Source organism: Candidatus Zixiibacteriota bacterium (assembly GCA_018820315.1).
In the GTDB taxonomy this organism is placed as follows: Bacteria; Zixibacteria; MSB-5A5; order JAABVY01; family JAHJOQ01; genus JAHJOQ01.
Window position 1 is genome coordinate 34,824 of the sequence record JAHJOQ010000004.1, and the last position, 19,462, is coordinate 54,285.

Genomic DNA, 19,462 nt, shown 5'->3' on the forward strand with positions numbered 1-19,462 from the left:
TGTCAAGAAGTTCGGCGCAGTCCACTCGGAATATCACCACTTCGCGATCTTCTCTTCTACACCACATCTCGTTCTTTGTTGCAGTAGGCTACAGTACTTCAGAGAAGCCGAACACGCCTGGACTGGTCCGGGAGAATTCATGGGTCTACACTCTAAACAGCTTGATTTATCGTGTTTTTACTGTTAGGATTGAGAAGCAACCTGCGCGCAATCAGACATCGAGCAGAGTCAATCATTCGTCCGGGAGGTGTGTCAATGGACCACGATCCACGATGGTACGAGAATGAAGATTTCTGGCGTGAACTCAGGCCGATGTTCTTCAATCCGGAACGCTGGGCAAGCACGGTCGACCAAGTGGACAAAATAGTAGAATTGCTCGACCTCCAACCGGGAGCGAGGATTCTGGATCTTTGCTGCGGGCCGGGACGACATTCCCTGGAATTTGCCAGACGCGGGTACTTCGTTACAGGAATCGACAGGACAGCAGAGTACCTCGATGAAGCAAGGGCAAGCGCTGATAAAGAGGGGCTTTCGATCGAGTTCAAACAGATCGACATGAGGGATTTTCGCGACGAAAGCGCTTTTGACGCGGCCCTCAACATCTTCACTTCATTCGGATATTTCGATAATCCTGAGGATGATCGTCGTGTTATCGAGAACATCAGTGCCTCTTTGCGAGTCCATGGAAAATGTGTGATAGACACAATCGGCAAGGAAGTGGTGGCGCGAAACTTCAGGCAAAGCGATTGGCATCGTGACGGCGATGGTACGATAATCATAGAAGAGCGGAGTATCTGCGAGGATTGGTCGAGGATCAATAACACTTGGACAATCATTAGAGATGGCAATCAGAAGGAGTTCGAGTTCACGCTCCGATGTTATTCGGCTGTGGAACTGGCATCGCTGCTTACCGAAGGCGGCTTCAGCAATGTGAATTGCTACGGTGGCCTGTCGGGTAACTGCTACGACCACGAGGCAAGCAGGCTCGTCGTGGTCGGCGAGAAATAGTATTGCGTCGATTCCAACAATTCCGTTTACTTCTCCAGAGACGATCTGCAATGTATCGCATGCGGGGGATGTGCCATGAGACGGATTCCCGACAAGATTAGAACTGCTCTGCCGGTGGCAATGCTGCTATTGCTGTCCTGCTCTTCGAGTCTCACCGATAGGGTCAAGGCATACGAGGCATCGCATAACAGCCATGACGTGGAGGGAACGCTCGCGTTCTTCGCCGAGGATTTCAGATACGAAATGGTCGGAAGCTGGGTCGCTGAAGGCAGAGAACAGATGCGTAAGTTCGAGGAATGGGACGCTTCCATTGGCAGCGAGTTGATTTTCGATAATTACGACGTCTCCGGCGATACGGTAACATGCACCGTCATCGAGCGGAATGACTGGTTCTCCCTTGTCGGAGTCGACGCGATCTACTATGAGTGTGTGAGGATCATATTCAAAGACGGCCTGATCACAGAGATAACAGCCGAGCAATCGCACGAGAGCATGCTGGCGACGCAGACCGCGTTTCAGGCGTTCATTGAATGGGCGGTTGAAGAGCATCCACAGCGCCTCGCCGCGCTGATGAGCGGCGCGAAATTCGAATTCAGTAAAGAGACTGCGGACAAATGGCTCTCGCTTCTGAAGGAATGGAGACAGCAACTCCGTCAGTTTGACCGGATCACGAGAAGAATTGCTGATCGGAAATCCTCAGTCGTATAGCATATTTGCCAGCCTTGCCGTTATCTGCCATTTACAATGAATCCGGAATCTGAGTGAAATCTCGTATGAAATCGATTAAGGTGTCATTTCGCAACAAGAACGACGACAGTCTTGCGGCGTCGATGGAGTTGCCGATAGATGGCCGACCGCGCAGCTACGCGCTCTTCGCGCACTGTTTCACGTGCAGCAAGGATTACAAAGCGGTATACAACATCAGCCGAACGTTGACGGTTAGAATCTCTGATACGGCGCTACAGAAACAACCATCTCAGTCATTCACCGTTTGAACTGCTTTAGCTCTCATAGCTTTTGCACGTTCGGCAATCTCTGCCATGGCTTCAATCGCAGCGTCTATGTGGTCCTCGGTGTTAAACGGTCCAATTGAGAATCTCACGCCTCCATGTATCTTGTCTATCCCGAGCTGCCGGTGCACCAGAGGTGCGCAGTGAAGACCAGTTCGTATGGCGATGTTGAAATCGACATCCAGCATTATTCCGACATCACCTGCCTCCAACCCATCAATATTCACTGTCAATGTCGCAAGATGGTCATTCAGGCTGTCGCAGCAATAGGCAATCACGCCGTCGATCTGCTTGAAACTCTCGACAAGACGCGTGCAGAGTTTCATTTCATGCGCATAGATAGCATCGATTCCACCCCGCTCCTCGATCCAGTCCTGCGCCGCCCAGAGTGACGCCATGCCGACCATGTTGGGTGTCCCGAATTCCATTCTGTATGGGTAATCTTCAAGATGATACGGATAAGCTGAGCGAACACCGGTTCCGCCCGATCTCGTCGGTCTTATGTCGAGATGCTCGCGTACACATAGTCCACCAATGCCGGTCGTTCCAAGCAGAGATTTGTGCCCTGTGAACGCCAGGACATCGACATTCATGTCGCGCATGTTGATCGGAATCATGCCTCCGGTTTGTGATGCGTCGACAGCGAAGACCACACCTGCATCTTTGCAGACGGCACCGATTTCCTTCACAGGCTGAATTGTTCCGATGACGTTCGAGCCATGATTCACTATTACAAGCTTCGTGTTCGACCTGATTGCCTTCTTGATCGCATCCGGTTCGACGAATCCATCGCCGTTAAACGGCACGTAGGTAGCCTCTACTCCGCCATCGCGCACGAGGTGATTGATCGGACGAATTACCGAATTATGCTCGACGTTTGTGGTGACAACGTGATCGCCTTCCGATAGAAGCCCCTGGATAATCAGATTCAGCGCATCGGTGGCGTTGTAGGTGAAACATAACCGCTCGGGAGTGGTCTCATCACCCCCAAAGAATCTCGTGAGGCGTTTGCGGAGATCTTCAAGAAGATTGCCCGCTTCGATTGCCTTGTCAAACCCGCTCCGCCCGGGGTTGACCCCGCAGCTACGGTAGAACCCGACCATGTAATCATAGACGCTGTCTGGCTTTGGCCACGATGTTGCAGCGTTGTCAAGATAAATCAGCTTTTCCACCTGCGACTCCATCTATTCTTAGCGTATCTCATGCACTGTAAGGTGAGATGACTACACCATCTTCTCAGAAAACTCTGAATTGCATGTGTAGATTAGCTAAGATTCCTGGCCATGTCAAGGCAATATAGCCGACAGCTTCCGAGAAGAATGGGAAAATTGACATTGACGCAAAAATGTCGAATTCGTATCTTCACGGCGAATTAACAGCAACTCACCCTTGGGAGGAAAAACAAATGCGCAGAATTCTTGTATTGAGCCTGATCTTTTCGCTGATCCTGACTGCACCTGCCATTGCACAAGCCGGTTCTAAAATCGGATTTCTCGGCTGGGGACCGCGCGCGGGCCTGACGGTAAATCCTGACCAGATTCATTTCGGTGCTCATGTCTCTTTTGGTGCTCCCACAACTCCGCTGCTCATTCAGCCAAACGTAGAACTTGGATTTGGTGATGATGTTACATTGATAGCAATCAATGGAGATATGTCTTACCTTTTCCGCTCAGCAAATGGCGCTTGGACTCCGAGCCTCGGTGGCGAGCTTGGCATGGTCAGGGTCAATGTTGACGGTTTCGGTTCCAACACCGATCTTGGAATCAGCATATTCGGTGCAATTGCCAAGACGATGGCCAACGGCAACCAGCTTTTTCTGGAGGCGAAGGTTGGCGTCGCGGATGCCCCCGATTTCAAAGCGACTATCGGATATACGCTGTTTTAGCATGGTAGGGCAGGATTCCCCGAAACCTGCCATTTTGTGAACATTCAGGAGGCGATATGGACGCCCCGCACATGATCGAAACGCTGAAAAGAAACCGCAAGCTATTCAAAAAGCTTTTCGAGGGCACCACCGTCGAGCAGGCGCGCTGGAAACCCGCTCAGGACAAGTGGTCGATGCTCCAAGTGATGAATCATCTATATGATGAGGAGCGCGATGATTTTCGAATGAGACTCAGCTTGATCCTGGAAGATCCCGAACTCGATTGGCCGCCGATCAATCCCGACCAGAAGGCCATCGACGAAGATTACAATTCGAAAGACCTGGCAGAGACACTGAAGAAGTTCAGTGAGGAACGGAAAGCGTCGATCAAATGGCTTGAAAGCCTCGACAACCCCGATTGGGATATCGAGAAAACTCATCCTCGTGCAGGCAGCTTGAAAGCGGGCGATTTGCTGTCGTCGTGGGTGATACACGATTTCCTGCATCTGCGGCAACTCGCGAATATTCTGATCAAGTATACTGCATCTATGGCACAGCCCTATGCAACAGATTACGCCGGACCACAATAGCTGTAAATTTGCATTGTATTCTCTAGTGTGGCCGTGATCTCTGATCGCGGTTTGCGTAGCAAGGCAGCGCGCTACGACGAACATCGGCCACCGACAATAACAGTTGCCGTATCCCAGCGCTTTTATTATCCTGAGCCTGAAGCAGGCATACCAAGACACAAAGGGTTGGGGAGGCTTATGAAATTGCTATGGGTATCGGAACCACTCATCTTCATTGTATGGGTGGCCATTTCAGCGTTTTTGTGGAACAATCGCTTTCGCTTCGTGAGCGACACAGCTCCAGTTTTGAGGGGACTCATATTTCCTGCCATTCTCCGCATACTGGAGATTCTGCTGCCATTGGGTGCAGCAGCTCTTATTTTCGTTCGCTATGGCATCTTGCTCAGTCTATTAACCGTAGCTGTGTTTTACATTGTCTGGAGAGTGATTTCATCCACGTACTATAAGTCAGTATTTCGCCAATATAGTCTCTTGCACATGGACGATCTGGCGCAAAAAGGAGATATCTACGCTCACAGTAAGGCTGAGATCGACGAACTTGTGCACGAGTTGTTGATGACGAATCTCAGGAAATGAACAGGCTCGGTAGCCTACGCTTCAGGCAGGCGCGGTCGCGATATTTGATCAAGTGTGGCCATCACTGCGAAGCAGGTTATCGCCAAACGTTTCAACTACCTCTCTCGGATCGCGCGATGGTGTGATGATAACCGTCCCCGCCCACAGGGATACAGGCAGTCCCCACTCTCATTGTCCTTGACGCTGTATGGCGAGACTCTTATATTTGCTGCGCGGCATGAGTCGCTATTGAAACAGGTTCAGGCGAATCGATAGGACAACTTAGGAGCAAACAACCGCAATGGAAGGCGTAGCCATCTGCGCATGCTAAACGCGGGTCATATCACGAGCGAGGTGACGTAAGTGGAAATCATAGCCCTTATCGCTGCAATAGTCACGATCTTGGTTGGAATAAGTGCACTAGTGAAATACATCAGGAAAAAGGGTGACCCGCCATCTGCCACAAGCAATCAAACAACCCAGTCTGGAGATAACCTTAATATCACAGGTAACGTGTACATGAATCTGGGAGAGAATTTCGATCATAAGAACATGCAAGAAATTATTTCCAGTGCGGCAAGGAAGTATCTCGAGAGAGAATTCTCCCAGTTGCACGAGAAAATCGACGATTACGTGAACCTGATCAAGTCCTCGCCAAACCGTGAGACACTGAGGAATGCAGTTGCAACTGTTTCGGGCATGGCGGCGAAAGAGACACAACACTCCAATGCGAGAGATATTGAAGGATCAATCTGGGGCACGGCCAATACAACTCCTGAAGATAGTCAGACGTATGAGTTGGAATTCAACACGTGGAGGTCCATCTATCCACTTTTCATCTGGAATACAATAAAAGGCTCAGACCAGCCGCCCATTCATTACGCTGGAACAGGGTTTTTCGTAATCATAGAAGGTTTTCTTACTCTGATCACAGCTGGTCACGTCATGCTGGATCGCGACGCGACAAAAGGAGAACGTCTGGTGCTATCGGAGCGAATCGGCAATACTGGCAAGCTCCACGTTCTAGAGGGTATCCCAATCTGGAAGGGCTCCGAAGATTTTTCTGCATTCATTGTATCTCAGAGCTTTGTTGATGGGCTACAAGGTCCTGTGATCGCTCTCGACGTTCATCGCGAGTTCCTGAAGCCGTTAGAGGATGTGTTTACTTTTGGATTTCCGTTTAACGTCGTCGAGAAGGCATTTGCGGACGCCCTGACCACGCAAGAGGCATTCCAGATTGAGTTGAACCACATGCATCTCAAAGGCTACATAACAAGCGATCCTAAAGCTCAGAGTCTTCCACCGAAAATGAGACCTTTCTCTATCAATTATCAGTTGGATATCCCGAGCTATCCTGGGCTTAGTGGTGCTCCGCTACTAACAGTAAAGAACAAACGTGTAGAAGTGGCAGGCATTCTATATGCGAGCCGCAGGCTAACACAAGGTGGTACGACAGGGGACTTCGCGGTTGCAAGCACGCACGAACCTATTGTTGAATTGGAAAATATAATCAAGGATGGCAAGGCTTCGGGCCGCATACACTGAAACGGAATGGAGATGCTCCCGATCACACTTCTTGCGCTGACAGGAGCCCTTTCCTGTCAGCTCTATTAAGTCGTCAGGAAAGGGTTCCTGACGACGCGTTTGTGACCGCGTAGGTGAAACCACCCCTTACAGCGTCTTCACATTAATCTTGTCATTGGTGTAGACACAGATTGAGGAGGCAATCTTGAGGGATTCGCGTACGACCTGTTCGGCGTTTAGCTTCGAGTGAGCCATCAGCGCGCGTGCGGCTGCAAGTGCGAAATTCCCACCCGAGCCAATCGCCACGATTCCGTCATCCGGTTCGACAACATCGCCGTTGCCCGAAATCCAGAACGCATGCTCTTTGTCGATAACCGCCATCAGAGCCTCCAGACGCCGGAGAAATTTGTCACTGCGCCAATCCTTGGCGAGTTCGACAGCGGCCCGTGAAAGGCTCCCCTCGTATTCCTCGATCTTCTGCTCGAAACGTTCGAATAGAGTCAAGGCATCGGCAGCAGACCCCGCGAATCCGGCGAGGACTTTGCCATCATACATCGAGCGAATCTTGGTAGCGGTCTCTTTCAATATCGTCTCATCATACGACACCTGACCGTCGCCGCCGATAGCGACCTTACCCTTGTGCCGCAGTCCGATAATAGTAGTCGAGCGAACCATACTCCCTCCCTGGTCACGTCATGCGCGCGGGTGAGCTTTCTTATATACCTGTTTCAATCTCTCCAGCGAAACATGCGAATATATCTGCGTTGTCGACAGCGACGAATGCCCGAGCATTTCCTTGATCGCCATAATATCAGCACCGGCATCGAGAAGATGCGTTGCGAATGAATGCCGCAGCTTGTGCGGCGATATCGGATCGGTCGTGCCGAGCATCCTCGAATACTTCTTCACTATACGCGCCATTGTGCGCGCTGTCAACACTCCTCCGAGCCGATTCAGAAAAACTCTGTCATGTCGCGCATCGGGAAACTGGGAAACACGCCTCGCAAGATAGTTGTCGAGTGCGATTTGCGCGTATTTGCCCACGGGTACCAGTCTCTCTTTTCTACGCTTACCGATTACGCGCAAGTTGCCGCCCGCCGGATCGATGTCATCAAATCGAACGGCAGCTAACTCGGATACACGGCACCCTGTAGAGTATAGCGTCTCGATTATAGCAAGATCGCGGCTGCCGAGAAACGTCTCAGGATCGGGAAATCCCATCAGCCGTTCGACATCGGATTGAATCAGGAATCGGGGTAACTTCTTCTCGAATCTCACGGTCATTATCGCCGCACCAAGATTCTCTGAGGTGACGCTGTTGCTGTGAAGATACTTGAAGTAGCTCTTGAGTGACGAAAGCACGCGGCAAATCGACCTATTGGAGAGCCCGTCAGCATGAAGCCGCCTTATGAAATCTCGGATCACACGAGATAGTCTTTGCTCGATCTCTTTCGTCGGGATTGACTTCTCTTCGACGAATGCGCGGAATCGCACGAGATCGTTTCGGTAAGCAGTAATAGTGTTGAGTGAATAGGATTTCTGTTCGAGGAGGTGCTTCAGGAAAGCTTCAGAATGCCTTTTACTTGCCGGCATTTTCCAATTCCGCCGCCGTTACCTCTTCGGCCTTTTGCTCGGTGTGCTTGCAGCTTGGGCAGGCAAAATGCTTACCAATTCTCTTGGTGTCTTTCTCGACCATGATCTTGAATCCACATGCCGGACATTCGCGCGCAACAGGCTGATACCATGTGGCATAGTTGCAGTCGGGATACTTGCTGCAGCCGTAGAAGAGCTTTCCGCGAGAGCTTCTTCTTGCGGCGAGTTCGCCGTCGCAACCATCCTTCGGGCATTTGACACCGGTTGTGATCGACTCGGTATACTTGCAGTCCGGATAGGAACTGCACGCGATGAATCTTCCGAATCGACCCTGCCTGTAGATCAGTGGCTCGCCGCATTTCGGGCAGTCACGTTCGACCGGCTCACCGTTACCCTCGTTGTCTAATGGGCGGGTGTTCTTGCATTCAGGATATGCTGAGCAGGCAAGGAATTTGCCGTTTCTCCCCCACTTGACGATCATCGGGGAGTTGCATCTGTCGCAGATTTCATCAGACTCGGCCTGAGTCGTCGTCTTTATCTCGGCGATCTTGCCTTCTACTTCTTTTATATTTGCGGCGAACGGCTCGTAGAAATCATGCAGCACCTTCTGCCAATCGTCGGTACCATCTTCGACTTTGTCGAGCTCATCTTCCATTTCGGCTGTGAACTTGACGTTGAATATCTTCTCGAAATGAACCGAGAGAATGCCGTTGACTGTCGTCCCCAGCTCTGTCGGAACGAGCCTTCTATTGTCCAATTCGACATATTTGCGATACTTAATCGTATTAATAATCTGAGAATATGTGGATGGCCGGCCGATGCCATTGGCCTCGAGTTCTTTCACGAGCGACGCCTCTGAAAAGCGTGGCGGTGGTTTTGTGAAATGCTGATCGGGAGTCACACCGTTGAGATTCAGTTTCTGATTTTCTTCAAGAATCGGGATCAGCGTGTTTCCATTGCCGTTGCCGTTATCATCATCCCTGGATTCTTCATACACACGGAGATAGCCGTCGAACTTGAGCTTCGTATCGACCGCCCTGAACAGATACTTGCCGCCCTCGATCTCGACCCTGATCTGATCATAGACCGCCGGCATCATTTGCGAAGCGAGGAAGCGGCTGAATATAAGATTGTAAAGCTTGTACTGATCGCTTGTCAGATAGCGTTTGCACTCCTGCGGGCTGTGCTCCAAATCGGTCGGTCGAATCGCCTCGTGCGCATCCTGCGACCGCGACTTGACCTTAAATTGACGAGCGTGCGGCGGAAGATATTCCGGTCCGAACTTTGAATGGATATATTCTCGTGCGGATGTCAGGGCCTCGGCGGCGATTCTGACTGAGTCGGTACGCATATAGGTTATGAGACCGACAGGGCCTTCCGATCCGAGTTCGATACCTTCGTATAGTTGCTGTGCCACGATCATAGTCTTCTGCGTAGAGAACCCGACTTGCCTGTAGGCATCCTGCTGCAATGTGCTGGTGATATATGGTGGAAGTGGCTGACGCTTCTTTTCATCTCTGACAATTTTGCTGACTATATACTCATGTTTCTTTATGTCTTCGACGATCGCTGCTGCATCAGATTCGCTTGGGATCTCAAAGTCATCACCACCGATCTTGGCTAGTTTAGACTCGAAACAGCACTCGCCATCACTGCCGAATTCTGCATGAATACTCCAGTACTCTTTCGGTACGAATGCGAGAACTTCTGCTTCCCGTTCGCAGATCATTCTGAGTGCAACGGACTGCACTCTTCCGGCAGACAGGCCGCTGAATACGGTCTGCCACAGAATCGGTGATATCTTGTACCCAACCAGTCGATCAAGAACTCGCCTTGTTTGCTGGGCATTGACCCTCTTCATGTCGATTTCAGTCGCATCTTCCAGACCCTGCAAGACAGCGTTCTTCGTAATTTCATTGAATGTTACACGCTTGATCGTTCCGGGAACTTTGTCCAGCTTCAGCAGCAAATGGTATGCTATGGCTTCCCCTTCTCGATCGGGATCGGGGGCGAGATAGATCTTCGCCTTCTTCTTCGCTTCCGCCACCAGTTCCTTGATGATGGGACCCTTACCGTGAATCACGGTATAATTCGGCTGAAAACCATTCTCAGGATCGACACCGAGCTTACTCTTCGGCAAATCGAGGATATGCCCCTTGGTAGCCATGACAGTATACTTCTTGTCAAGGAACTTCTTCAGGGTCTTGATCTTGGTCGGGGACTCGACTATTATCAATTCACCCTTGGGTGCAGCCGATGTGCTCTTGTTCGCCTTTGGCTTAGCACTCCGCGATCCAGCCTTCTTGCTGATGCCGGTTCCCTTCTCGGTTTTCGTCGAACTCTTAGCCATAGATTACTTCTTCATGCCCTCACTCAGCGCTCGGTCTTGATTAGACCATCAGAAAGCTCTTTGAGAGCGATTTCAGTTACTTTTCTGGTGTCAATGTCAATACTCTCATCTTCGGGCATAAGCTCCAGCTTCGCGAGCCGCTCTTCATTGAGCTGTCGGGCTCTCTTCGATGCCACCAGAACCGCCTCATAGACATTGGTCGTATGCTTCCTCACATTTTCCATCGTCCATCTCTCAGTCTTCTTCATGCTGTCTCCTTTCATTACCCAGTGTTGAAATGACCGCCGGTCTCAGATTGTTCCCATTCTGAACAGCCTCGAATTACACTGGAGAATCCAGAAGACGACCAGGATTGACCTGATGCAGCCCTGAGCCGATGTGTTGAGAATGTCGTCAAATGGATAAGATCCTTTAGAATCAGGAGGACTCTTTTCTGATGAATTCTCCGGTGTAATTCAGCCTCATCACTCTATGTTCTGTACCTGCTCTCGCAGTTTCTCGATCTCTTCTTTGAGCAATATCACTTCTTTCGATATGCCGGTTGAGATGGATTTCGAGCCAATTGTGTTGGCTTCGCGATTAAGTTCCTGAAGAAGGAAATTGAGCCTCTTGCCGACCGGACCTGATTCATTGAGAGTATCGAGGAACTGTTGCAGATGGCTATCTATCCTAACGCATTCCTCGGTTACATCGCATTTCTCAGCGACTATTGCCGCCTCGACTGCTACCCTCTCTCCGGGGTCGGCCAGTTCGCTCAACAGCTCCTTGATGCGCGCTTCGAGCTTTGCACGATACAGATCTACTGCTTCGCTCGACATAGAACGCACCTGCTGTACTGATTCCCCTATCTTCGCAATACGGGGTCTCATGTCGGCTGCCAGCCTTTCGCCTTCCTGACCCCGCATTTCCATCAGACTATCAAGCGCGAGATCAACAGCCCCTTCGACTACCTTAGCGATCGCCTCTAGATCATCCTTCTCCTCAATCGGCTCAAGAATGTCCTCAAGGTTCATGAGATCCGACAGGCTGATATCTTTAGACAGGGAGAATTTGTCCTGCAGCTGCTTAAACACTTTTACATACATCTCCGCGACAGACTCGTTCAATTTCAATTGCCCTGCCGCGACAACATCTGATTTCCACGACACAGTGCAGATGACCTTGCCGCGCTTAATCCTGGAGTTCACCTGCTCTTTGATCTTCGTCTCAAGCGAATAAAGCGTCCTGGGGAGCTTGATCTGAGTTTCGAAGAACCTGTTATTCAGCGAGGACAGTTCAATAACTACTCTGGAACCGTTCTCGGCCTTGTCGCCCTGACCATAACCTGTCATACTACATATCATACGTGTCTCTCCAAAAACCTTACAGAATACATCCGAAGCCCACCAAAGTCAACTTCAATGTCCAAAAATCGGTTTCCGTCTGTCGGAGCAGGAATGGGAGATTCCACAGTCCCATGGGCGGCAACCAGGAAGAAAGGGGTTGATTATGTCCAACGAATAAGCGTTATAATCCATATATGAGACTCTCCGCATTGCAGATAGCACGATGGGTGCACGAAACCAGGACCGAAATCGAGGATTCATCTGTCGACACTCTTGTCAAAGATGAGGTGCGAAAACAGGTTAGTATCGATCTGGTAGGAAGCAAGGACAGGAGGCTCTCCTATCTCTTCCTTCCGGGCGAAAGCCTCCTCTTTCTGGATGATCCAAGTCGTTGGAATTCAAGGAAGTCGGCCAAAACCACCAATTTCCTGCCGCAATTGACAGATTCGGTCATATATTCCGTCGAACAACTTAACTTCGATAGAATTGTCAGATTTACATTGGGGCGAGATGAGCGGCAGTTCTTTCTCGTTTTCGAGCTCTTTGGCCCCGGAAGCAACGTCTACCTGCTGAACAGCGAAAGTGCAGTCATAACAACATTGCGGAGATCGACGCAGGCTGAAATCTATTCACCTCCGAATCCACCGGCCGGCATCCCACCAGGCGCAATTGACTCCAATACAATTATAGAGATGGCTGCCGGGAGACCATCCGAGAAGGCGACAAATTTCTTCAAAGAGCAGATTCGAGGGTGTGACACATCATTCTGGGAGATCGCTTTGTCGGAAGTGAACGATCAAACCTGTCTTGGAGATATGAGTCGCATCGAGATCGAGAGAGCCGTAAGACGGATCGGAGAATGCTATCAGGATTGCGTGCAGGGAAGCCTGCCGATCGCCCTGGATGACGGCACCTTGGTTTGGATCGGGCAAATGGACCAGACGCGAGAGACATCTAGTCTTAACGACACAATCGCCGAAGTTGCGGTAGAATTGAGTCATCAGTCCGCAGAGAGATCGATCAGACAGAGGATTGCGCAGGGGATTAAGTCTCAGAGGAAGCGTCTTGAGGGCAAGCTCGACAAACTCAACAAGATAATTCTTGAAGCAGCGGACGCCTCTCGCTACAAAGAATGGGCGGAGCTACTGACAATCAATATCAGCAATATTCGGCGAGGCATGTCATCAATTACAGTGGTCAATCTCTACGACGAAAGCCTTCCGGAAATCACAATACCGTTGCCGACCGAGCTTGCTCCATCTGTCAACATCAAACGTCTGTTCAAACGCTATCGCAAGCTGACGGACGGTGTCAAGGAATCAGAAAAGCAAATAGCGCAGATAAGCATAGAACTCAAGAATCTGAGCAATCACAGAGATGATTTAGATCATGCGGAGAATCTCGGCGACCTTCTCAAACTCGAAAAAGCGCTCGTCAAGGATGCCATTCTCAAACGACGGGAAGTGCCGATTTCGAGTCACCGCGCCGAGCCGGTAGCAGCGTTCTATCCGCGAACCTTTACTACACCGGCTGGTGAGCATGTGTTGGTCGGACGGAACGGTAAGGAGAATGAGTATGTGTCGTTTGTCGCGGCAAAGAAGCACGATTTCTGGTTTCATTCACAGCAGACTCCCGGATCACATGTCATCCTCAAGCTCAAGGACAAGAATAGCGAACCGTCACACGAGAGCATCTTGATGGCTGCCAGAATCGCGGCATACTATTCACAAGCAAGGACATCTGAGAAGGTACCGATTATCTACACCGAAGCGAAGTATCTCCAGAAGATCAAGGGAGGTCCGCCGGGAAAAGTGCGATACACTCGTGTCAAATCGATTATGGTCGAGCCGGGATTGCCGGAATAGAACTAGTCGACGGGAATCACGTTGTCTTTTCGCTTGACTTCACCTAAGTACTCATCGATATAGCAGCTAATCAGAAAGGAATATCGCGGAAATGCACTATCGGTCCATTGCAATATTGTCATTCATTTCAATTGCTCTGCTGACCGTGTCATGCTCTGGTGATGCCACCAACGATATTCACTCCAAAGATTTCGACAAGTTTACAGATGTATACGCGGAATTGTCTGTCGGATTCGAAATGGCGGGTCACGACAGCACTCTGTATATGCCTATTCGCGATTCGATCCTAACCGCTCTCGAAGTCGATTCTATCTGGATCGCCGACTACCTGAAGAAAATCGGCGATGATTCCGAAAAGTGGCTTGTAGTGTGGAAAGAAATCACGAGGAAGCTCGAAGCGAGGAAGGATTCACTCACGCCATAAACGCGCCCTCGATGTGATCGAGGGTGTAGCCTCCTCCCTCTTTCGGATAGAGCGCGATAACATCCAGCCTAAAATCGTAACCTTCAAACATATTATCAATCACGTACTGCTGTGCAGCCGCGATGATGTTCATTCTCTGTTTTCTTGTCACGCGCTCGGCAGGATGTCCGAATCGAAGTTGCCGGGCAGCCTTGACTTCGACAAATATCACGACTTTGTCGTTTCTCGCGATAATGTCGATCTCCTTGTGCCCCACCCGGAAGTTGCGTTCGAGGATTTGAAAACCCTGCTGCTCAAGATATATCGCCGCAAGACTCTCGGCATTGGCCCCGAATTCCTTGCGGTCATCTTTCAAAACTTCAGCTTCCCCTGAATCAGACCTTCTGGCAGCAGTTTAAATGTCCGTCTGTGAATGTCGCAGGGACCGTGAGCATGGATAGCGAGCCTGTGCTCCCGTGTCGGATAACCCTTGTTCCGGCTGAATTTGTACCCTGGGAAGAGCTGATCATAATCTGCCATCATCTTATCCCGCTCAACCTTGGCGAGAATCGATGCGGCACCTATTGTCACACATTTCGAGTCACCGCGCACAACCGTTATCTGTTCGTGCTCAATGTCGGGAATGCGGCGGTTTCCGTCGACCAGCACCACATCTATTTGCACGGAAAGTCGCATCACAGCCTTCCGCATTGCCAGAAGTGATGCCTGCAGGATGTTGATTCTGTCGATTGTCTCGGGGTCTATTGATTCGACTGCCCATGCGATCGCGATCGACTTGATGTGTTCGGCGAGAATCTCACGCTTTGCCGCAGTGATTGCTTTTGAGTCCCCTATGCCGTTTCGTTTCGTCTCTGGAGGAAGGATTACAGCAGCAGCAGTGACTGGTCCCGCGAGAGGACCACGTCCCACTTCATCTACTCCGCAGATATTTAGAAAGCCTTCATTCCACAGACCGGTTTCATAAACAGCCATGCCGGTCACCTCGCTCCAAAGATGTCGCAAGGAATCTACAGCGGCTGTGAAGGCCAATCAACAAAAACAAAAAGCGGGCTATTCCACTGTGACCGACTTAGCAAGATTGCGAGGCTGATCGACGTCGCATCCACGGTTGACTGCTATATAATACGCCATCAGCTGCAATGGGATTATCGACAGAAGCGGAGTCAAGTGATAAAGCACTTTGGGAATATAGATTACATGATCCGCGAGGCGCTTAATATCTTCATCACCCTCTGACGCCAGCGCGATCACTCGTCCACTGCGAGCCTTGATTTCCTGAATGTTTGAGATGACTTTGTCATATACCTGATCCTTGAGGGCGATGACCACAACAGGCATATTATCATCGATCAACGCAATCGGGCCATGTTTCATCTCGGCGGCAGGATAGCCTTCAGCGTGGATGTACGATATTTCCTTCAGCTTCAATGCGCCTTCCAGAGCGACGGGGAAGTTGATACCGCGCCCGAGATAAAGGAAGTTGTTGTGACCTGAATAGAGGTCGGCGATTTTCTTGATATCGTCGCAGTGATCGAGTATCGACTGCACCTTCCCCGGAAGGTCCTGCATGGCATCGACGATCTGTCGGCCCTTCTCGATAGACACATGTCGCATTCTCGCAAGCAGCAGCGTCACAAGTGCAAGCACCATGATCTGCGATGTGAAGGCCTTCGTTGAGGCCACACCGATCTCGGGACCGGCATGTATGTAAATACCTCCGCTGCTTTCACGGGCAATAGTCGATCCAACGACATTGCAGATGCCGAGCACAGTCGCCCCTTTGCGCTTCGCCTCTCTTAGCGCCGCCAGAGTATCGGCTGTTTCGCCCGACTGAGAAATTACGAACACCAGGGTGCCCTCATGTACAATCGGTGACCTGTATCTGAACTCCGATGCGTATTCGACTTCGACCGGAAGTCGCGCAAGGTCTTCGATCATATACTCGCCGATCAGAGCAGAATGCCACGAGGTCCCGCAAGCGGTGATGATTATTCTGTCGATCTTGTGAAGCTCATCGAGCTGCAGATGCAACCCATTCAATCGAGATATTCCCTCTTCGTAGTTGAGCCGTCCTCTCAGTGCATTCTGAAGGGCACTCGGTTGCTCGTAGATTTCCTTCAGCATGAAATGATCGAAGCCGCCCTTCTCGATCTGGCCGAGAGACCATTCGATCTCCTGAAGTTTCGGGTCGACTTCTTTGTTTTCGAGCGTCGACACCGAGAATCCATCCGCAGTCACGCGAGCCAGTTCCTCATCCTCGAGATAGACAACTTGATTTGTGTAGCGAAGTATGGCGGACACATCCGACGCCACGAAGTTCTCCCCGTGTCCCGATCCCAACACCAGCGGAGAACCATGACGCGCGGCGACTATCTCGCCCGGGCTCTCTTTGCAGAGGACCGCAATACCGTATGTTCCTTCGACCTGTGTAAGAGCATTTCTCACCGCAGCAAGCAGATCGCCGTCATAGTTGTCTTCTATCAGGTGGGCGATGATCTCAGTGTCTGTCTCTGTGCGGAACGTGTGCCCTTTGCCTTCAAGGTATTGCTTCAATGTGCGGTAATTCTCGATAATCCCATTGTGTACGACCGCGATTTTCCCGGACTCGTCCGTATGCGGATGTGCGTTGGTGTCGTTCGGCTCACCATGAGTTGCCCAACGAGTATGGGCAATACCACACATAGACGCGAATTCCCTGCCGGCGATATGCTCTTCGAGGACTTTGATCTTGCCAGCATTTTTCTGATGGATCAGATCTCCATTCTCGAGGAGAGCAATCCCGGCCGAATCGTACCCGCGATACTCGAGTTTCTTTAACCCTTCCATCAGTATTGGGACAGCAGGCTGGTGTCCCACATATCCTACGATTCCGCACATTTGGCCCTCCAGTGTCGCTTATGAAAACAAATCATTGACCATATCTATCAAACCGACAGCTCTCTTCTTTGTCAGTGCCTCAGAGATTAACCTGTATATCGGTTCGGTATTCGACATTCGTATGTGTACCCACGAGTCGGGATAGTCTATCCTGATTCCATCGGCTTCGTTGATGGTCACATCCGTGAGTTTCTTCTTCAATCTCTCCAGTTTTATGTCGAAATCATCCGGCAGTTCCCCCTTATCCTTGACAATAACGTAATTCGGATATTCTGTCATCGCCTCGGATACCGTCTTTCGCGTAGCCGCGAGGTGCTGAAGTACAAGTGCCATTCCAACCAGTGAATCGCGGCCGTAGTGAGAGGCAGGCAGTATGACGCCACCGTTTCCCTCGCCACCGGCAACAGCATGTTTCCGCCGCATAACATCAACAACATTGGCCTCGCCGACCTTCGATCTTAGAAACTTGCATCCAAATTGCTCAGCGACATCCTGGCACATACGGGAGGTCGACATGTTGACCACAACCGGCCCTCGCTTGTGAGACAAGACCGCATAGAGCGCCAATGCGAGTGTATGCTCCTCACCTATAGCAACTCCCTTTTCGGATACAATCGCCAGCCTGTCAGCATCCGGGTCGAGTGCGAATCCTATGTCGGCTTTCTCCTGCTTAACCCTCTTCTTCAACTGGCCGAGATTTTTCGGAAGCGGTTCCGGACCGCGCGGGAATCTGCCATCGGGAATATCATTTATGGCTATAACCCGACACCCGAGTCGCCTGAGGAGTTCCGGTCCCGCATGCGATCCGGCTCCATTGACACAGTCGATCACAACTTTGAATTTGCGCGAGCGAATCTTTCGCGGCTGGATGAACTTCAGCTTCATGACCGTCTTGATGTGCATGCCTATTGCCGAGTCATCGCGGGTAAGCTTGCCAACCTTCCGCCAATCCTCCAACGTCTGCAGCGGCATTGCAAGAACGCGCCGAAAGACCTCGTACTGCGTCGGCGTGACGAACTCTCCCTTATCATTGAATAGCTTCAGACCGTTCCATTCGAGCGGATTGTGGCTCGCGGTGACACCAATCCCGCCTCGTGCTCTATTATGCCTGATAGCTATACCGATAGTCGGCGTCGGGCAGATTCCTATGTCGATAACATCGCATCCCGCAGAGAGCAACCCCGCCACAGCGGCGCTCTTAAGTGCGTCGTGCGAAGTCCGCGTGTCTCCGCCGACGATAACCTTCCCCCCACCGAGAAACGCACCGAGAGCGAGACCGTATTGCAGCGCGAGGTGCGGAGTCATGGATTCGCCGATAATCCCACGGGCACCGGAAATGCTCTCGATTAAATTCTTCCCCATATTGTTGCTCTCACCTGTTTGATTCGAATCTATACTTAGTTAATCGTCAATATATAGACTCACCAACGTCTATTGCAACACAATTCACAGATTCACAAATGCTGCAAGCGACTTCACAAGTCCGGACAAGTGTGCAAGCCATAGCACACAGTCTAATGCTTTTGAATAAAGCGGCTTAGGCCAAGAGGCACTTACCAACCCGCAATGGCACGCTTTTTGAGCCTAGCACTTATGTCATGAACAAAGAGAATTCCACATCAAGCCCCAGAGGCGGTGAAATAGTGAAAAAGGCGGCCATAATTACACTGATTTTGCTGGCAGCGACACAAAGCGCCGGCGCGTTTATGTTTTCATATCCCCGCGATGGGGAGTTCAAGCAACTCGCAGCGTCAGATGATGCCTGGTATTACGAAGGCGATCCTAACTGGACGCTAAGAGCTCCCGACAAATGGCAGCACATGATGGGCTCGTATGCCAGCACGGAGATATTCAGCATACTCATGGACGACAATCTGGCAGGTGGACTCGTATTCGGACTCGGCATTCTCAAAGAAGTCGAGGATGGTTATCGTGAAGGTTGGAGTGCGCGCGACGTTCTGATGGATGCTGCGGGTGTCGGGGCATCGTTGTTCAACAGCGACAAATACAAATTCTGGTGCGATTGGAAGGACAACTACCTTCAGTTAAAGATATCGGTCACTCTGAAATAGCACGGACATTATGAAATAGCAATATCTCGCGTTACTCTACATAGAAGCACTCTCCAGCGCTCTCTGCACTACTAGTCTCCCAGGGCGGCAGGTTTAACCAACAGACCTGCCGCCCTATTTTTGTCGGGCTTGCAAGAAGAATCTCGATTGGATCAATAGAGACGCGAGCTTTGACCATCGACAATTCCGCGATTCCAAAAAAGAAAGATTGGATTGAACATATCTGTTGACATAGACTTAGTAATTGATTTATTGGGTCAAGATCGCGGGGTGGAGCAGTCTGGTAGCTCGTCGGGCTCATAACCCGAAGGTCGTTGGTTCAAATCCAGCCCCCGCAACCAGTTGATAAAAAGCCCCTGTCGAGGGGCTTTTTATTAGCTTCAAGCCAGGTCGCCGGCATCTACA

At 50.7% G+C, this 19,462-nt stretch carries 20 protein-coding genes and 1 tRNA gene; 11 read left to right on the forward strand and 10 right to left on the reverse strand.

Annotation, left to right across the window (positions count from 1 at the left end; all coding sequences use genetic code 11):
* Positions 1 to 255: 255 nt before the first annotated feature.
* The 3 genes from KKH67_00520 to KKH67_00530 all read left to right on the forward strand — a co-directional run bounded on the left by KKH67_00520 (position 256) and on the right by KKH67_00530 (position 2,003).
* On the forward strand, positions 256 to 1,008 hold the full coding sequence (locus KKH67_00520) for a class I SAM-dependent methyltransferase (protein ID MBU1317655.1): 753 nt from the start codon (positions 256 to 258) through the stop codon (positions 1,006 to 1,008).
* Between the two features lie 75 nt (positions 1,009 to 1,083).
* Entirely contained in the window at positions 1,084 to 1,716 is a 633-nt protein-coding gene (locus tag KKH67_00525) for a nuclear transport factor 2 family protein (GenBank protein MBU1317656.1), read from the forward strand.
* 65 nt (positions 1,717 to 1,781) lie between these two features.
* Positions 1,782 to 2,003 (forward strand): hypothetical protein, encoded by a 222-nt coding sequence (locus KKH67_00530; GenBank protein ID MBU1317657.1) that lies wholly within the window; start codon positions 1,782 to 1,784, stop codon positions 2,001 to 2,003.
* On the opposite strand, the gene KKH67_00535 is transcribed toward KKH67_00530, so the two are convergent.
* The gene (locus KKH67_00535; protein MBU1317658.1) at positions 1,985 to 3,190 is read right to left on the reverse strand and encodes an aminotransferase class V-fold PLP-dependent enzyme; all 1,206 of its coding nucleotides are present in this window, start codon (positions 3,188 to 3,190) and stop codon (positions 1,985 to 1,987) included. The genes KKH67_00530 and KKH67_00535 overlap by 19 nt on opposite strands.
* 233 nt (positions 3,191 to 3,423) lie before the next feature.
* On the opposite strand from KKH67_00535, the gene KKH67_00540 reads away from it, so the two are divergent.
* The 4 genes from KKH67_00540 to KKH67_00555 all read left to right on the forward strand — a co-directional run bounded on the left by KKH67_00540 (position 3,424) and on the right by KKH67_00555 (position 6,572).
* Positions 3,424 to 3,903 carry a hypothetical protein gene (locus KKH67_00540; GenBank protein ID MBU1317659.1) on the forward strand — a complete coding sequence of 160 codons (480 nt, stop codon included), beginning with the start codon at positions 3,424 to 3,426 and terminating at the stop codon, positions 3,901 to 3,903.
* 56 nt (positions 3,904 to 3,959) lie between these two features.
* Positions 3,960 to 4,472: a DinB family protein gene (locus tag KKH67_00545; GenBank protein ID MBU1317660.1), complete on the forward strand. Its 513-nt coding sequence runs from the start codon at positions 3,960 to 3,962 to the stop codon at positions 4,470 to 4,472.
* A 177-nt stretch (positions 4,473 to 4,649) separates the two neighbouring features.
* On the forward strand, positions 4,650 to 5,048 hold the full coding sequence (locus KKH67_00550) for a hypothetical protein (GenBank protein ID MBU1317661.1): 399 nt from the start codon (positions 4,650 to 4,652) through the stop codon (positions 5,046 to 5,048).
* A gap of 342 nt (positions 5,049 to 5,390) precedes the next feature.
* Entirely contained in the window at positions 5,391 to 6,572 is a 1,182-nt protein-coding gene (locus tag KKH67_00555) for a hypothetical protein (GenBank protein ID MBU1317662.1), read from the forward strand.
* 126 nt (positions 6,573 to 6,698) lie between these two features.
* Here the strand turns inward: KKH67_00555 and hslV are convergent, their stop codons facing one another.
* The 5 genes from hslV to KKH67_00580 form a co-directional block, all read right to left on the reverse strand.
* Positions 6,699 to 7,226: an ATP-dependent protease subunit HslV gene (hslV, locus tag KKH67_00560; protein ID MBU1317663.1), complete on the reverse strand. Its 528-nt coding sequence runs from the start codon at positions 7,224 to 7,226 to the stop codon at positions 6,699 to 6,701.
* 18 nt (positions 7,227 to 7,244) lie between these two features.
* Positions 7,245 to 8,144 (reverse strand): tyrosine recombinase, encoded by a 900-nt coding sequence (locus KKH67_00565; GenBank protein ID MBU1317664.1) that lies wholly within the window; start codon positions 8,142 to 8,144, stop codon positions 7,245 to 7,247.
* Positions 8,131 to 10,494, reverse strand: a complete 2,364-nt coding sequence (gene topA, locus KKH67_00570; protein ID MBU1317665.1) for a type I DNA topoisomerase — start codon at positions 10,492 to 10,494, stop codon at positions 8,131 to 8,133. Before topA ends, KKH67_00565 begins: the two co-directional genes overlap by 14 nt.
* 23 nt (positions 10,495 to 10,517) lie before the next feature.
* Positions 10,518 to 10,742 (reverse strand): DNA-directed RNA polymerase subunit omega, encoded by a 225-nt coding sequence (gene rpoZ / locus KKH67_00575; GenBank protein ID MBU1317666.1) that lies wholly within the window; start codon positions 10,740 to 10,742, stop codon positions 10,518 to 10,520.
* 216 nt (positions 10,743 to 10,958) lie between these two features.
* Positions 10,959 to 11,837: a YicC family protein gene (locus tag KKH67_00580; GenBank protein ID MBU1317667.1), complete on the reverse strand. Its 879-nt coding sequence runs from the start codon at positions 11,835 to 11,837 to the stop codon at positions 10,959 to 10,961.
* Positions 11,838 to 12,028: 191 nt separating this feature from the next.
* On the opposite strand from KKH67_00580, the gene KKH67_00585 reads away from it, so the two are divergent.
* Together KKH67_00585 and KKH67_00590 are read left to right on the forward strand one after the other, a co-directional pair.
* Complete coding sequence (locus KKH67_00585) at positions 12,029 to 13,684, forward strand: DUF814 domain-containing protein (GenBank protein MBU1317668.1); 1,656 nt, start codon at positions 12,029 to 12,031, stop codon at positions 13,682 to 13,684.
* A 91-nt stretch (positions 13,685 to 13,775) separates the two neighbouring features.
* Positions 13,776 to 14,108 (forward strand): hypothetical protein, encoded by a 333-nt coding sequence (locus KKH67_00590; GenBank protein MBU1317669.1) that lies wholly within the window; start codon positions 13,776 to 13,778, stop codon positions 14,106 to 14,108.
* On the opposite strand, the gene KKH67_00595 is transcribed toward KKH67_00590, so the two are convergent.
* The 4 genes from KKH67_00595 to glmM all read right to left on the reverse strand — a co-directional run bounded on the left by KKH67_00595 (position 14,098) and on the right by glmM (position 18,347).
* The gene (locus tag KKH67_00595) at positions 14,098 to 14,463 is read right to left on the reverse strand and encodes a YraN family protein (GenBank protein ID MBU1317670.1); all 366 of its coding nucleotides are present in this window, start codon (positions 14,461 to 14,463) and stop codon (positions 14,098 to 14,100) included. The genes KKH67_00590 and KKH67_00595 overlap by 11 nt on opposite strands.
* Positions 14,460 to 15,080, reverse strand: coding sequence for a ribonuclease HII (locus tag KKH67_00600; protein ID MBU1317671.1), 621 nt, complete (start codon positions 15,078 to 15,080; stop codon positions 14,460 to 14,462). The genes KKH67_00595 and KKH67_00600 overlap by 4 nt, the downstream gene beginning before the upstream one ends.
* A gap of 78 nt (positions 15,081 to 15,158) precedes the next feature.
* Positions 15,159 to 16,985 carry a glutamine--fructose-6-phosphate transaminase (isomerizing) gene (glmS, locus tag KKH67_00605; GenBank protein MBU1317672.1) on the reverse strand — a complete coding sequence of 609 codons (1,827 nt, stop codon included), beginning with the start codon at positions 16,983 to 16,985 and terminating at the stop codon, positions 15,159 to 15,161.
* 18 nt (positions 16,986 to 17,003) lie between these two features.
* Positions 17,004 to 18,347, reverse strand: coding sequence for a phosphoglucosamine mutase (gene glmM, locus KKH67_00610; GenBank protein MBU1317673.1), 1,344 nt, complete (start codon positions 18,345 to 18,347; stop codon positions 17,004 to 17,006).
* Between the two features lie 236 nt (positions 18,348 to 18,583).
* Between glmM and KKH67_00615 the strand changes: the two genes are divergently transcribed.
* Entirely contained in the window at positions 18,584 to 19,057 is a 474-nt protein-coding gene (locus tag KKH67_00615; GenBank protein ID MBU1317674.1) for a hypothetical protein, read from the forward strand.
* A 264-nt stretch (positions 19,058 to 19,321) separates the two neighbouring features.
* Positions 19,322 to 19,398 (forward strand) — tRNA-Met (locus tag KKH67_00620).
* Positions 19,399 to 19,462 lie beyond the last annotated feature (64 nt).